Genomic DNA, 13,130 nt, shown 5'->3' with positions numbered 1-13,130 from the left:
ATAGAAATACGGTATAAGATGATGCCTCCCCCCTTGACCATGGCACGGCTTACAGGGAGGCTTGGCAACAGTTTCCCAGTGCCCTTCAGAGGAGATCAAGCATGGCCCGCCTGGAAACCCCTGATTGCGATTTCGGCCGACCGGCCCCGGATTTCACCCTGCCCGGCGTGGATGGCCGGGAATGGGCCCTGGAGGACTGCCGGGGCGAAAACGGCACCGTGCTCATGTTCATCTGCAATCATTGCCCTTACGTTCAGGCCGTGTTGGATCGGATTGTACGCGACGCCCGGGACCTGCAAGCCCACGGTGTGAACAGCGTGGCGATCATGTCCAACGACACCGAGGCCTACCCCGAAGACGGCTTTGACAAGATGAAAGCCCTGGCCGAGGAGGCCGGTTTCGATTTCCCCTATCTGCTGGATGAGAGCCAGGACGTGGCCCGCCTCTACGGGGCCGTTTGCACCCCGGACTTCTTCGGCTTTAACGCTGATCTCAAGCTCCAATACCGGGGCAGGCTGGATGCCAGCGGCCGTCACCGGCGCAGCGACGACACCCCGCGCGAACTCTACGAGGCCATGATCCGAATTGCCCGTACCGGTATCGGCCCGGAACCCGAGGATCAAACCCCCAGCATGGGCTGCTCCATCAAGTGGCGGGAGACCGGCTGAGCAAGCGGATCCAGAGGCGGCAGCATCAACGCTTGCGGGCCAGGGTCAACCCGTCTCCGATGGGCACCAGGCTTATCTCTACCCGTTCGTCGGACAGCAAGTCTTCATTAAAGGCCCTGATGGCCCGGGTATCCTCGTCATTCACCGCCGGATCGGCGACCTTGCCGTCCCAAAGGGTATTGTCCACCGCAATCAGCCCCCCTGGACGCAGCAGGGCCAGGCAGAGATCAAAATAACGCGGGTAAGCAGGTTTGTCGGCATCGATGAACGCGAAATCCCAGACATTGCCCCCGGCTTCCTCCAATTCGGCTTTCAGGGTGTCTTCGGCCGGGGCAATCCGAAGATCAATACGACTGGCCACGCCGGCTTCCTCCCAGTAGGGGCGGCCCATATCGGTCCACTCCCGACTGACATCACAGGCCAGCAGGCGACCATCCTCCGGCAAGGCCTGGGCCATGGCCAGGGTTGAGTAACCGGTAAACGTCCCCACCTCTATGCAACGACGAGCAGACATCAGATTCAGCAGGAGCTGCATGAACTGGCCCTGCTCCGGCGCGATCTGCATATTGCGCTCGGGCAATCGGGCCGTTGCTTCCCGCAGCCGCTTGAGGACATCCGGCTCCCGCAGGGAGATATCCAATAAATAATCATGTAACAAATCACTGACCGGAGTGGTCTTGTTGGACATAATGAACCCTCTATTGAATAACTGAGTAATCGGTCACAGTATCCTGCCTTGGCGTATGCTAGATTTTAAGGGCCGCTGGCCGGGATTAGGGGTCCCGAACATGGAAAAAATCATACACCTCACGGATACCCACCTCTTTGCGAGTGGAGAGGGTGCATTGCGCGGGACCAAGACAGCCGCCACCCTGAGTCATGTGCTGGCGCACTTGCGTCGGCACCATTCTGACGCCCAGGCCATTCTGGTCACCGGCGATCTGGTTCAGGAAGAAACAAGCGCGGCCTATGAACATTTCATCGAGTATTTCGGCGGCTTTTCCGTCCCCGTTCTATGCCTGCCCGGCAACCATGATGTGCCCGACCTGCTGGAAGCCAGCCTTTCCCGCCCCCCTTTCCGCCTGGACGCCCAGGTCCGGCTCAACGGCTGGGATATCATGCAGCTCAACAGCCACCTGCCAGGCTCCGCCGCCGGCCATGTAGCCGACAGTGAATTGCAGTCCTTGGAAGCACGGCTGAAAAAGAACCATCGCCGGCCCACGCTGGTGGCCGTGCATCATCCTCCCATCCCGGTGGGCACCCCCTGGCTGGATACCGTAGGCCTGAAAAACGGACAGGCCCTGCTGGATCTGCTGACCAATCACGCCCATGTGAAGGCCCTGATCTGGGGACATGCCCATCAGAATACCCGCAGGCGCCACCAGCACCTGGAACTGATCGGGACCCCCTCCACCTGCGCCCAGTTCCTGCCGGGCAGCGAAGGTTTTGCCGTGGACCCGGACGCACCCCCGGCCTATCGCCTGCTCTATCTGGGGGACGATGGACAGATCGAGGACGAGCTGGTCGAATTGCCGGAAGCCATTGAGGCATAATCATGGGTCTTTGCCCGGCAAACCGAGTCTATGCACATCGATCCCAGCGTGAACAATCCGGCCATTCCCGATGATCCCAGGCTCGCATTGATCCTCTATTACCGGCTGCTCCGCCAGAACGGCTACAACGACAGTCATAGCGGCAATGCCTCGGTGCAGGATGGCGAGACCATCTGGGTCACCCCCGCCGGCGCCTGTGCCGACACCCTGCAAGCCGAGGCCCTGATTGCCTGCCGGGAAGGCCAGGCCATCCCTGACGGGGCCTCACTGGATGCGCCCCTGCACCTGGCGGTGCAGGCCAGTCGGCCGGATATTGGGGCGGTGCTTCACAGCCATGGCCACCATGCCGTGGGCCTGACCCTCAAGGGCGGCGATTTCCGGCCCCCGGATTTCGAGGGGAGCCTGTATTTTGGCCGGGTCCCGGTACTGGATGTAGCCTATGAACGATACACCGAAGAAGCCCCCCAGCGGGTCGCCGAGGCATTGAGTGAAGCCCCCATCTGTATCGTTCGGGGCCACGGTCTTTACGCCCGGGGAGAAAACCTGGACAGGGCCTACAAGTGGAGTTGTTCTCTGGAGCAATCGGCCCGAACGGCATTTGTGGCCCTCCAGGCCGGCCTGCTCACGCTGGATGATTTGCTGGCCTGAAGCCGTCTCACTGAAGAACGCCCCCCTGCAGAGGTATACTCTGTCCCATGACAATGCAGCAGCAAGGGATGTGAACCATGATGAAACGATTGAGTCTTTTCAAGATCGGCCTGGCCCTTCTCCTGGCCTTTACCTTTGTCGCGCCGGTACTGGCCGACGATGCCGACCTGTCCGAGAAGGCACCCAGCTTCTGGAAGGTGGAAGGTGAAAACAACACCGTCTGGCTGTTCGGCACCGTGCATGTCCTCACCGAGGACCACTACCCCCTGGCCGATGAAGTGGAAGAGGCCTTCGAACAGGCCCAGTACCTGGTGGTGGAAATTGACACCGTCAATGTAGACCAGCAAGTCCAGCAGCAGATGATGATCAATACCGGCATGCTGCCGGATGGTGTCTCCCTGGAGGATGTGCTGGGTGAGGAACGCTATGCCCGGGCCAGCGAGCTGGCCTCCGCCAATGGCTACGACCTGGACCAGATGAGCATGCTGCGCCCCTGGCTGATTGCCCTGGTGCTCACCGTGTCCGAATTCGAGCGTATGGGCTACACCGCCGAGCATGGCGTGGAAAGCTACTTCCTGAACCGTGCCGGGGACGAGCACAAGTCCATCGTGGAACTGGAATCCATGCAGTACCAGCTCAGCCTCTTCGATGATCTGGATGAAGAGATCCAGGTGGACTTCCTGATGCAGACCCTGGAAGAAATCGATGACATGGAAGCCCAGATCGAAGCACTGATCAATGCCTGGGAATCCGGCAGCCTGGAAGAGCTGGAAGCCGCGCTCATGGATGATTTTTCCGATTACCCGGAGGTCTATCAGCGCATCGTCACCGACCGCAATCACAACTGGATGGACGATCTCACCCGCATCCTGAACGAAAGCGACAAGGACCACTTTGTCGCCGTGGGTGCACTGCATATGGTGGGTGACGAAGGCGTGGTAAACCTGTTGCGGGAAGCCGGCTACGAAGTCAGTCGCTATTGACCCACACCGCACACCGCAAAAAAAAGCCGGCTCATTTGGGCCGGCTTTTTTGATTGGCTGAACATTAATAGCCGCGATCAGATCTCGATCATCTCGAAGTCTTCCTTACCCGCCCCGCAATCCGGGCATACCCAGTTCATCGGCACGTCTTCCCACTTGGTGCCGGGCTCGATGCCGGACTCGGGATCGCCTTTTTCTTCCTCATAGACATATCCGCAGATAACGCACATATATGCTTTCATATTGACCTCAAAGATTTCGACGACTGGGCGATGGCGGCGAATTCTCCCACGGGAGGGGATGGACGCCAAGTCCTGTGCGTTATAATGGCGTCATGACTGACAAACACCAACCACCGATTGTTCTGATCATCGCCGGCAACGACCCCTCCGGGGGTGCCGGGGTGACGGCCGATACCCAGGCCGTCTCCGCCCTGGGCTGCCACCCGGCGCCGGTGATCACCGCCCTGACCGTGCAGGACACCCTCAACGCCTATCGGGTGGAGGTGGCCAGCCCGGATCTTGTGGCGGAGCAGATCGCCACGGTGCTGGATGACCTGCCGGTGGCGGCGGTCAAGATCGGCCTGTTGGGCAATGCCGAGGTGGGCCGGGCGGTGGCAGACGTGCTGGAGAGCCACCCGGAGCTGCCCATCGTGCTGGATCCAGTGCTGGTGGCCGCCGGCGGGGCCCGGCTGGCGGAAGAAGACCTGATCGAGACCCTCAAGACCCAGCTGATCCCCATGAGCACGGTGGTCACACCCAATGCCAGCGAGGCCCGCTCCCTGGTGCCGGACGCGGATTCCCTGGCCCGGCGGGCCGATGGACTGATTGCCATGGGCGCCCCCTGGGTCCTGCAGAAAGGGGCGGACGAGAAAACGCCGGCCGTCGACAACCATCTCTTCGGCCCGGACGACTTCCGCCAGGATTTCCGCTGGGAGCGACTGCCGGATCAATACCACGGCTCGGGCTGCACCCTGGCCTCGGCCATCGCCGCCGAAATCGCCCATGGCCATGCCCCGGCCGATGCGGTCAGCCGCGCCCAGGAATGGACTTGGCAGGCCCTCAAGCAGGGCTGGCGGCTGGGCAAGGGCCAGTACATTCCCAACCGCCTGAGCGACACTGACGACCGGGGTCGCTAAATGGCCAGCCCGTCCATCCCCCGGGGCATTTATGTGCTCACCGACCACCATGATGCCGACGATAAACGCCTGCTGGCGGATGTCAGCGCGGCCCTGGCCGGTGGTGCGGCCATGATCCAGTATCGGGACAAGAGCAGTGATTCGCGCAAACGGCGTCGGCAAGCCGAGGCCCTGCAAACCCTCTGCCGCCAGCATGACCGTCCCCTGATCATTAATGATGACCTGGCCCTCGCCGAGGCGATCGCCGCCGACGGCCTCCATCTGGGCCGCGATGACGGGGACCTGGGCGAAGCCCGCGCGCGATTGGGGGACCAGGCCATCATTGGCCTGTCCTGCTACAACGAACTGGACCGGGCCCGACAGGGCGCGGCCGAGGGGGCCGACTACCTGGCCTTCGGCAGTGTCTTTCCATCCGACACCAAACCCGATGCGGTTCACTGCCCCCTGCCCCTGCTGGAAATGGCGGCCCGGGAGCTGGACCGCCCCATCTGCGCTATCGGCGGCATTGCCTTGGCCAACGCCGGACATGTGGCCGCCACCGGCGCCCGGCTGGCCGCAGTGATCGGCGCCGTCTGGCGTGGGGCCCCAAAAGATAATGTCGCCGCCCTTGACCGCGCCTTCAATGACGCCGTCTCGGCCTCGGGTGACTAGACCGCTGCACGCCGGCCTGGGCCGGGACTGGGCCACGCTGTTAGGATAAGCGCGGATTTTTGAACCCGTTTTGAACCCGCTGTAAAACCGGAAAATCAGGACAAGACAAAATCAGGACAAGACCATGACCCATCCCCTGTTCGAAGAAGCCAAACAATACATTGTCGGCGGCGTGAACTCGCCGGTTCGCGCCTTCACCGGCGTGGGTGGCGAGCCCCTGTTCGTGGAGAGCGCCCAGGGCGCCCGGGTGCATGCCAGTGACGGGCGCGCCTACATCGACTATGTGGGCTCCTGGGGACCCATGATCGGCGGCCATTCCCGCCCCGAGGTGATCGAGGCGGTCCAGCGGGCCGCCAGCCGGGGCCTGTCCTTCGGCGCGCCCACGGAAGTGGAAACCGCCATGGCCAAGCGGATCTGTGAGCTGGTGCCTTCCATTGAACGGGTCCGCATGGTGAATTCCGGCACCGAAGCCACCATGACCGCTATCCGCCTGGCCCGCGGCTACACCGGCCGGGAACGGGTGGTGAAGTTCGAGGGCAACTACCACGGCCATTCCGATTCCCTGCTGGTCAAGGCCGGTTCCGGCGCCCTCACCCAGGGGGTGCCCAACAGCCCCGGCGTACCCGCCGGCCTGGCCGATCTGACCATGACCCTGCCCTATAACGACCTGGATGCGGTGCGCCAAGCCTTCGCCGAGAAGGGCGATGAGATCGCCTGCATCATTGTCGAGCCGGTGGCCGGCAATATGAACTGCATCCCGCCGGAAGCGGGTTTCCTGGAAGGGTTGAAGTCGGTCTGCGAAGAATACGGGGCGGTGTTGATCTTCGACGAGGTGATGACCGGTTTCCGCCTGGCCCCGGGCGGGGCCCAGGAATGGGCCGGTGTCACCCCCCATCTGACCACCCTGGGCAAGATCGTGGGCGGTGGCATGCCGGTGGGGGCACTGGGCGGCCAGCAAAAGATCATGGAATATCTCTCCCCCATGGGCCCTGTTTATCAGGCCGGCACCCTGTCGGGGAATCCCCTGGGCATGGCCGCCGGTCTGGCCATGATGGATATCATCAGCGAGCCGGGTTTCCACGCCCGCCTGGACCAGCGCACCGCCCAGCTGTGTGATGGCCTGCTGGAGGCAGCCCGGGAAGCCGGCATCCCCTTGCGGATCAATCGGGTGCCGGGCATGTTCGGCCTCTTTTTCACCGATGAACAAGGCCCCATCAGCCGCTTCAGCCAGGTCTCGGCCTGTGACCAGGATCGCTTCAAACGCTTCTTCCACGGCATGCTGGAACAAGGCGTCTACCTGGCCCCCTCCGCCTTCGAGGCCGGCTTTGTCTCCTCGGCTCACAGCGAACAAGACATCGCGTCCACGGTGGACGCGGCCCGCACCGTCATGGCCAGGCTATAAGCCTGGCCGGCGGGCGGCCCACCGCCAGAACTCAGGCATCCTCTTCGTCCAAGAGGTCACGATGCTCCAGATATCCCTGCAGGGCCTCCAGGCGTTGCCGGCTGTCGCGCATTTCCAAAAGCGCCTGTTTGTCCGTCAGGCTGATGGGCAGGATCTCGGCCAGTCGAAAGCCGACCCAGTCGGCATCGTCATAACGGGGGGTCACCAGCCGCCAGGGTGCGGGAAGCTGGGGCAATAGTTGACGCAGCAGTTGGGCCAGATGCCCGAACGCCCCGGGCAAGGGCGCGGCTTGTGGCGATTCCAGCCAGTCCACGGCCCCCCAATACAAACCATCCGCCGCTTGGTGGGTATCGCGCAGTTCAAAACGGGCCTCTCCCAGGGCCGTCACGCCCAGCAGACCGTCTTCAAGGCGATCCCAATCCCGTATCCGCCCCAGGGTACCGAGCTTGTGGAACCGGGCTTCGCCGGCCTCTTCCCCGGCCTGAATCAGCACCACGCCGAAACCGGCATCGTGCTTCATGCAGTAACTGATCATGTCCAGATAACGGGGCTCGAAGATTCTCAGACTCAAGGGCCCACCGGGAAACAGCACCGTTTTCAGGGGGAAAAGGGGGATTTCTTTTTTCTCGTCGCTCACCGTTCACCTCTCCCTGATTTATTTTCGCTCAGTACAATCCACGAAGTGGCCTGCCCTCACCCTATTGGAATAACATATGGTCACCGGGTTCCGGAACCTGGTGGCGAGGCGGATGTCGGCTATGCTGGAAGGACTTGCCAGCAAGGAGAGACACCATGCGCTATCTGATTCTCATGCTGATGCTCAGCATCGGTCTATTGCCCATGGGGGCCGCCCAGGGTGATCCCTATGTGATCCAGCAGGTCAACATTCTGCCCATGGATGAAGAACGGGTGGTGGAATCGCAGGATGTCTTCATCAGTGACGGGCGCATCCAGGCCATCCATCCCAGTGGCGAGCAGGACCTGCCCGAAGAGGCCAAAGTGATTTCAGGCCAGGGCCGCTACCTCATGCCCGGTCTGGCGGAGATGCATGCCCATGTGCCGGGTGAGGACCAGCCCATGCAGCTGCGAGAGGATATCCTTTTTCTGTATCTCTCCAACGGCATCACCCTGGCCCGGGGCATGCTGGGCGAGCCCTGGCACCTGGACCTGCGCCAGGCCCTGGCCGAGGGGGAGATCACCGGCCCGCGGCTGATCACCTCCGGCCCCTCCCTGAACGGCAACAGTGTGGATGGCCCCGAGGATGGCGCCCGCATGGTCAGGGAACAGGCCGACGCCGGTTATGACTTTCTCAAGATTCACCCGGGCCTGACCCGCGCCGAGTTCGATGCCATTGCCAAGGCCGCCGATGAGGCCGGCATCCCCTTTGCCGGCCATGTGCCGGTGGATGTGGGCATCCAGCGGGCCCTGGAGGCCGGCTATGCCAGCATCGATCATCTGGACCGCTATCCACGCGCCTGGGTCCCCTCGGCAGTGGTGGAAGAAAGCGAGCCGGGCTTCTTTGATTATCGCCTGGCCCCCCATGCTGAATCGGAGCGGCTGGAAGCCATCGCCGAAGCCACCCGGGAGGCGGGTGTCTGGAACGTCCCCACCGAAACCCTGATGCACAATGTACTGATCAAGGATCCGGAAACGATTCGCCAGCAGCGACCGGAATTCCGTTATCTGCCCGAGGACATGATAAACAGCTGGATTGATCGGGTTCGTGACAGCCAGTCGGCCGATGATTACGACCGCGAAGCCGCCCAAGCCTATGTGGAGACTCGCAAGCAATTCCTGCTGGCCCTGCGGGATGCCGGCGCGGAACTGTTACTGGGTTCGGATGCCCCCCAGATATTCAATGTCCCCGGCTTCTCCATTCACCATGAAATCGCCATCATGGAAGATGCCGGACTCAGCCGCTATGAGATTCTTCGCAGCGGCACGGTGAATCCGGCCCGCTTCTTCGGTCAGGAAAGGGAATGGGGTCAGGTTCAGGAAGGGATGCGTTCTGAGCTGGTCCTGCTGCGGGGCAACCCGCTGGAGGATCTGGACCATCTGCGGGACCCGGCAGGGGTAATGACCACCACCCACTGGCTGGACCAGGAAGCCATCGGTGAGGGGCTGCGGGCCATTGAGGCACGCTATGCCCGGGATGGGGACGACTAGTCGCCGGAACCCCAACGCGCCATCAGCTGGTGATCAATACCCAGCTGATCCAGGGTTCGGGCGACCACGAAGTCCACCAGGGCTTCCACCGAATCCGGCCGATGATAAAAACCGGGATTGGCCGGCAGGATGGTCACCCCCATCCGGGCCAGACGACTCATATTGTCCAGATGGATCTCGGAGAAGGGCGTCTCCCGCACCACCATCACCAGTCTGCCCCGCTCCTTGATCACCACATCCGCAGCCCGCTCAATCAGACTGCGGCTGGCCCCCATGGCCACATTGGACAGGGTGGCCGTGCTGCAGGGGCAAACGATCATCCGGGCGGGGGCACCGGAGCCACTGGCCACCGGTGAAGTCCACTCATCCTGACCATAGACCCGCAGCCGGTCCTGGGAGACGCCCGCGTACTCACTGAGAAAGCGGGCCATCTCCGACCGTCGTCCCGGCAATGCCACATCGGTCTCCGTGCCGATCACTACCTGGGCCGGCTTGGAGATCATCAAATGAACCCGATGGCCGCCCTGAAGCAGGCACTCCAGGAGTCGCAAACCGTACTGGGCCCCGGAGGCACCGGTCATTGCCAGAGTGATGTCACCGCGATAGTCCTCAGCCATGATTGCTGCGCTCCTGCAAGAGATGAACCAGCTTCTGGTGAATGCCTTCGAAGCCGCCGTTGCTCATGATGGCCACCTGATCCCCGGCCTGCAATTCCTTCGGCAGCCATTCCAGCAATGCTTGGGATTCCCTGGCGACCTTGAGCCGCGAGCCTAATACTGCCTCCAGCCGCCGGCCATCCCACTCCAGATGGGCCGGCACGTAGAGATAGACCTGGTCCGCCAGCGCCAATGCCTCCGGCAAAGCCTCCCGGTGGGCTCCCATGCGCATGCTATTGGAACGGGGCTCCAGCACGGCAATCCGCCGCCCCGGCGGCAAGGCCTCCAGGGTGGTGCGGATGGCGGTGGGATGATGGGCGAAGTCATCGTATAGCTGGATGCCGTTGATCTCGCCCAGGGATTCGAGACGACGACGCATGCCCTTGAACCGGGACAGGGCCTCCACCGCCACGGCGGGGGCCACACCGGCATGGCGGGCCGCGGCAATGGCGGCCAGGGCATTGTCCCGATTGTGGACACCCCGCATGGACCAGCTGACCCGGCCTACCGCTTCGCCGGCGACGGTCACATCAAAGGCGGTGGCCCCCTCGCTTTCATTGCTGGCCGCCACCCCTTGGGCCGGATCGTTCACGGACAGGGTGGGTGTCCAGTAGCCCATGGCCAGGGTCTCGTCCAGGGCCGGGCAATCCCGGGGCCGAATGATCAGGCCGGAAGCCGGGATGGTGCGAACCAGATGATGAAACTGGCGCTGGATGGCGGCCAGATCGTCAAAGATGTCCGCGTGATCAAATTCCAGATTATTGAGAATGGCCGTGCGGGGCGCATAGTGAACAAACTTCGAACGCTTATCGAAAAAGGCGCTGTCGTATTCATCGGCCTCGATCACGAAAAACGGCGTCTCCCCCAGCCGGGCCGAGACCGGGAAATTACCCGGCACCCCGCCGATCAAAAACCCCGGGGCAAGACCCGCGTACTCGAGAATCCAGGCCACCATACCGGCGGTGGTGGTCTTGCCGTGAGTACCGGCCACGGCAATCACCCAGCGATCCCGCAGCAGGGCCCGGGCAAGCCAGGCCGGGCCGGAAGTATAGGGAATAGCGCCTTCCAACAGCGCTTCCACCACCGGCTTGCCCCGGGTCATGGCATTGCCCACCACCACTTCATCCGGCGCGGGGTCCAGTTGATCGGCCTCCCAGCCTTCGGTCAACTCAATGCCAAGGGCCTCCAGCTGTGTGCTCATGGGCGGATAGACATTTTGATCCGAACCGGTCACGCGATAGCCGAGTTCCCGGGCCAGGGCCGCCACACCCCCCATGAAGGTGCCGCAGATACCCAGGATATGCAGATGCCGGTCGGTGGCCGAATCAGCCATTGGGGGGGAAGACATAGAAGGTACTCATGATATTAAACACGGAATACAGAACCGCCAGGGCCAAGGCCCGGTGGAAGGGCCACTCCAGACTATGCCGCAGTATATGGGCCAGCAGGGCAATGCTCCAGAACACTAGGGAAAGACTCACAACCACGGCAATATCCAGCCATAGACTGCCGTCCGCCGGCGGCTCGGCCAGGGCCGGGGCGAAGATCATTCCCACCAGGTTCAGGCCGGTACCACACAGCCACACCGCCTGCAGGGACTGGGGTAGACGTGCGCTCCGTCCCAGACCATACAAGACCAGGATGAAAAAGCCGGTGGTGATGGCGATATCCAGCAGCAAGAGACCGGCAATGGGATGGGAGACATCCCGCAGCAAGGACAACACAGCACCGCTGAGCAGATACGCCAGCAAGGCGATCAACATCCAGCCATGCCCCGGGGGAAGGTCCTGCGGGCCCTGCCGAAACACCAGGATATGCCAGCCTGTCTGAAACCAGTCGCGCACGTGTGGTGCCCCTTCGCTGCCCGTCAAAAGCCAGCATGCTACCATTTCCCGCTGTTTCATTTTCCAAACGGGACGCCGCTCCATGGCAGAAACCGAGTTCATCAATCAGGCCGAAGCCCTAAAAGACTTCGTGGAAAGAATCCGTGGCGCCGACTGGCTGGCCGTGGATACCGAGTTCATCCGCGAGGAGACCTACTGGCCGGAGCTCTGCCTGATCCAGATTGCCGCGGGCGATCACTTGGCCTGCATCGATCCCCTGGCCCTGAAGGGCGAGGCCATGGCGCCGCTGAAAGCACTGATGCTGGACCCCAAGGTCCTCAAGGTTTTTCACGCCGCCCGCCAAGACCTGGAAGTCTTTCATCACGAGTGGGGCGCTTTGCCCCAGCCGGTCTTCGATACCCAGGTGGCTGCCTCCATGCTGGGCCATGGGGACCAGGTGGGGTATGCCAATCTGGTCCAGAGCCTCTGTGGCGTTGAGCTGGCCAAGGGCCATACCCGGACCGACTGGCGGGCCCGCCCCCTGCCCGAGGCCGCCGTGGAGTATGCCGCCGATGATGTCCGCTACCTGGGCCCGGTGTATCAGCAATTGCAGCAAGCGCTGAAAGACTCGGGGCGTCTGACCTGGCTGGATGAGGAATTCGAACAGTTAACCCGGGAAGCCCTTTATCTGCCGGACCCGGCCAATGCCTGGAAACGGGTCAAGGGACACCGAAAACTGCGCCCTCGTCAGCTGGCTGTTCTGGTGGCATTGGCTGAATGGCGGGAAGAGGAAGCCCTGGCACGCAATCGCCCCCGGCGCTGGATCGTCAAGGACCAAGCCCTGGTGGACCTGGCCCGCCGCCCCCCAGTCCAGGTGGAAGACATGGCCGACATGCGTGACCTGCCCAACGCCGTGCGTGAAAAACACGGTCGAGTACTGGTGGAACGTGCCCAGTCCGGGATCAAGGCCGAACCACCGGCGGTAAGCAGTCGCCCGGACCGGCTCTCGGCGGAGGAAGACGCCACGGTGGATGCCCTAATGGCGCTGCTCCGGGCCCGATGCGCCGAACACGATATGAGCCCGGCCCAGGTGGCCACCCGTAAACAGCTGGAAGCGCTGATCCAGGGCGAGCGGGATCTGCCCTTCCTCAAGGGTTGGCGTGGGGCCATGGCAGGCCAGTCCCTGCTGGATTTGCTGGAAGGCCGGCTCTCTCTGACCGTGCATGAGGGCAAACTGAAAACCGCTTAAAGGTTTTCCTTACAAGCACAAAAAAGGCCGGCAAATGCCGGCCTTTTTTATGATCAAGACTCGCTGCCTTAGCGGCGGCGAGTTTTCTTCTTGGAAGCTTTCTTCTTGGAAGCTTTCTTCTTGGAAGCTTTCTTCTTGGAAGCTTTCTTCTTGGAAGCTTTCTTCTTGGAAGCTTTCTTCTTGGAAGCTTTCT

General features: G+C 62.3%; 16 protein-coding genes. 9 read left to right on the top strand and 7 right to left on the bottom strand.

Annotation, left to right across the window (positions count from 1 at the left end; translation table 11 throughout):
• Positions 1 to 101: 101 nt before the first annotated feature.
• On the top strand, positions 102 to 668 hold the full coding sequence (locus J2T60_RS00080; RefSeq protein WP_253443686.1) for a thioredoxin family protein: 567 nt from the start codon (positions 102 to 104) through the stop codon (positions 666 to 668).
• Positions 669 to 693: 25 nt separating this feature from the next.
• Here J2T60_RS00080 and J2T60_RS00075 read toward each other — a convergent pair whose 3' ends face one another.
• Positions 694 to 1,356 (bottom strand): class I SAM-dependent methyltransferase, encoded by a 663-nt coding sequence (locus J2T60_RS00075; protein ID WP_253443684.1) that lies wholly within the window; start codon positions 1,354 to 1,356, stop codon positions 694 to 696.
• Between the two features lie 100 nt (positions 1,357 to 1,456).
• On the opposite strand from J2T60_RS00075, the gene J2T60_RS00070 reads away from it, so the two are divergent.
• The 3 genes from J2T60_RS00070 (at position 1,457) to J2T60_RS00060 (ending at position 3,852) form a co-directional block, all read left to right on the top strand.
• Positions 1,457 to 2,221: a phosphodiesterase gene (locus J2T60_RS00070; RefSeq protein ID WP_253443682.1), complete on the top strand. Its 765-nt coding sequence runs from the start codon at positions 1,457 to 1,459 to the stop codon at positions 2,219 to 2,221.
• A 30-nt stretch (positions 2,222 to 2,251) separates the two neighbouring features.
• A complete protein-coding gene (locus J2T60_RS00065; RefSeq protein WP_253443679.1) occupies positions 2,252 to 2,869 on the top strand; it encodes a class II aldolase/adducin family protein in 618 nt (205 codons plus the stop codon).
• 77 nt (positions 2,870 to 2,946) lie between these two features.
• Positions 2,947 to 3,852 carry a TraB/GumN family protein gene (locus tag J2T60_RS00060; RefSeq protein WP_253443676.1) on the top strand — a complete coding sequence of 302 codons (906 nt, stop codon included), beginning with the start codon at positions 2,947 to 2,949 and terminating at the stop codon, positions 3,850 to 3,852.
• Positions 3,853 to 3,929: 77 nt separating this feature from the next.
• Here the strand turns inward: J2T60_RS00060 and rd are convergent, their stop codons facing one another.
• Entirely contained in the window at positions 3,930 to 4,094 is a 165-nt protein-coding gene (gene rd / locus J2T60_RS00055; protein WP_253443673.1) for a rubredoxin, read from the bottom strand.
• 92 nt (positions 4,095 to 4,186) lie between these two features.
• Here rd and thiD point away from each other — a divergent pair, with 92 nt between their 5' ends.
• The 3 genes from thiD (at position 4,187) to hemL (ending at position 7,043) form a co-directional block, all read left to right on the top strand.
• A complete protein-coding gene (gene thiD / locus J2T60_RS00050) occupies positions 4,187 to 4,990 on the top strand; it encodes a bifunctional hydroxymethylpyrimidine kinase/phosphomethylpyrimidine kinase (RefSeq protein WP_253443670.1) in 804 nt (267 codons plus the stop codon).
• A complete protein-coding gene (gene thiE, locus J2T60_RS00045; RefSeq protein WP_253443667.1) occupies positions 4,991 to 5,641 on the top strand; it encodes a thiamine phosphate synthase in 651 nt (216 codons plus the stop codon).
• Positions 5,642 to 5,765: 124 nt separating this feature from the next.
• Positions 5,766 to 7,043 carry a glutamate-1-semialdehyde 2,1-aminomutase gene (gene hemL, locus J2T60_RS00040; protein WP_253443664.1) on the top strand — a complete coding sequence of 426 codons (1,278 nt, stop codon included), beginning with the start codon at positions 5,766 to 5,768 and terminating at the stop codon, positions 7,041 to 7,043.
• Between the two features lie 31 nt (positions 7,044 to 7,074).
• Here hemL and J2T60_RS00035 read toward each other — a convergent pair whose 3' ends face one another.
• Positions 7,075 to 7,680, bottom strand: coding sequence for an LON peptidase substrate-binding domain-containing protein (locus tag J2T60_RS00035; RefSeq protein ID WP_253443661.1), 606 nt, complete (start codon positions 7,678 to 7,680; stop codon positions 7,075 to 7,077).
• A gap of 155 nt (positions 7,681 to 7,835) precedes the next feature.
• On the opposite strand from J2T60_RS00035, the gene J2T60_RS00030 reads away from it, so the two are divergent.
• Positions 7,836 to 9,209, top strand: coding sequence for an amidohydrolase family protein (locus J2T60_RS00030; RefSeq protein ID WP_253443658.1), 1,374 nt, complete (start codon positions 7,836 to 7,838; stop codon positions 9,207 to 9,209).
• On the opposite strand, the gene J2T60_RS00025 is transcribed toward J2T60_RS00030, so the two are convergent.
• From J2T60_RS00025 to J2T60_RS00015, 3 genes are read right to left on the bottom strand one after another with little or no spacing between them, the layout of a single operon-like run.
• Complete coding sequence (locus J2T60_RS00025; RefSeq protein WP_253443654.1) at positions 9,206 to 9,826, bottom strand: flavin prenyltransferase UbiX; 621 nt, start codon at positions 9,824 to 9,826, stop codon at positions 9,206 to 9,208. The genes J2T60_RS00030 and J2T60_RS00025 overlap by 4 nt on opposite strands.
• A complete protein-coding gene (gene mpl, locus J2T60_RS00020; protein WP_253443651.1) occupies positions 9,819 to 11,213 on the bottom strand; it encodes a UDP-N-acetylmuramate:L-alanyl-gamma-D-glutamyl-meso-diaminopimelate ligase in 1,395 nt (464 codons plus the stop codon). Before mpl ends, J2T60_RS00025 begins: the two co-directional genes overlap by 8 nt.
• Positions 11,191 to 11,709, bottom strand: a complete 519-nt coding sequence (locus tag J2T60_RS00015; RefSeq protein ID WP_253443649.1) for a hypothetical protein — start codon at positions 11,707 to 11,709, stop codon at positions 11,191 to 11,193. The genes mpl and J2T60_RS00015 overlap by 23 nt, the downstream gene beginning before the upstream one ends.
• A gap of 82 nt (positions 11,710 to 11,791) precedes the next feature.
• Between J2T60_RS00015 and rnd the strand changes: the two genes are divergently transcribed.
• Positions 11,792 to 12,937, top strand: a complete 1,146-nt coding sequence (rnd, locus tag J2T60_RS00010) for a ribonuclease D (protein ID WP_253443647.1) — start codon at positions 11,792 to 11,794, stop codon at positions 12,935 to 12,937.
• A 9-nt stretch (positions 12,938 to 12,946) separates the two neighbouring features.
• Here rnd and J2T60_RS00005 read toward each other — a convergent pair.
• Positions 12,947 to 13,130: hypothetical protein (locus tag J2T60_RS00005; protein ID WP_253443645.1), on the bottom strand; the 184-nt coding region annotated here is incomplete at its 5' end.

Origin of the sequence: Natronospira proteinivora (genome assembly GCF_024170465.1) — a bacterium.
Taxonomy (GTDB): Bacteria; Pseudomonadota; Gammaproteobacteria; order Natronospirales; family Natronospiraceae; genus Natronospira; species Natronospira proteinivora.
This window is presented reverse-complemented; position numbering and strand designations above follow the sequence as displayed.

Bases quoted from the DNA above. Each gene is read 5' to 3' on its own strand.
- thiD (WP_253443670.1), top strand. From the start codon at position 4,187: ATGACTGACAAACACCAACCACCGATTGTTCTGATCATCGCCGGCAAC.
- J2T60_RS00065 (WP_253443679.1), top strand. From the start codon at position 2,252: ATGCACATCGATCCCAGCGTGAACAATCCGGCCATTCCCGATGATCCC.
- rnd (WP_253443647.1), top strand. From the start codon at position 11,792: ATGGCAGAAACCGAGTTCATCAATCAGGCCGAAGCCCTAAAAGACTTC.
- thiE (WP_253443667.1), top strand. From the start codon at position 4,991: ATGGCCAGCCCGTCCATCCCCCGGGGCATTTATGTGCTCACCGACCAC.
- hemL (WP_253443664.1), top strand. From the start codon at position 5,766: ATGACCCATCCCCTGTTCGAAGAAGCCAAACAATACATTGTCGGCGGC.
- J2T60_RS00070 (WP_253443682.1), top strand. From the start codon at position 1,457: ATGGAAAAAATCATACACCTCACGGATACCCACCTCTTTGCGAGTGGA.
- rd (WP_253443673.1), bottom strand. From the start codon at position 4,094: ATGAAAGCATATATGTGCGTTATCTGCGGATATGTCTATGAGGAAGAA.
- J2T60_RS00025 (WP_253443654.1), bottom strand. From the start codon at position 9,826: ATGGCTGAGGACTATCGCGGTGACATCACTCTGGCAATGACCGGTGCC.
- J2T60_RS00075 (WP_253443684.1), bottom strand. From the start codon at position 1,356: ATGTCCAACAAGACCACTCCGGTCAGTGATTTGTTACATGATTATTTA.
- J2T60_RS00080 (WP_253443686.1), top strand. From the start codon at position 102: ATGGCCCGCCTGGAAACCCCTGATTGCGATTTCGGCCGACCGGCCCCG.
- mpl (WP_253443651.1), bottom strand. From the start codon at position 11,213: ATGTCTTCCCCCCCAATGGCTGATTCGGCCACCGACCGGCATCTGCAT.
- J2T60_RS00060 (WP_253443676.1), top strand. From the start codon at position 2,947: ATGATGAAACGATTGAGTCTTTTCAAGATCGGCCTGGCCCTTCTCCTG.
- J2T60_RS00030 (WP_253443658.1), top strand. From the start codon at position 7,836: ATGCGCTATCTGATTCTCATGCTGATGCTCAGCATCGGTCTATTGCCC.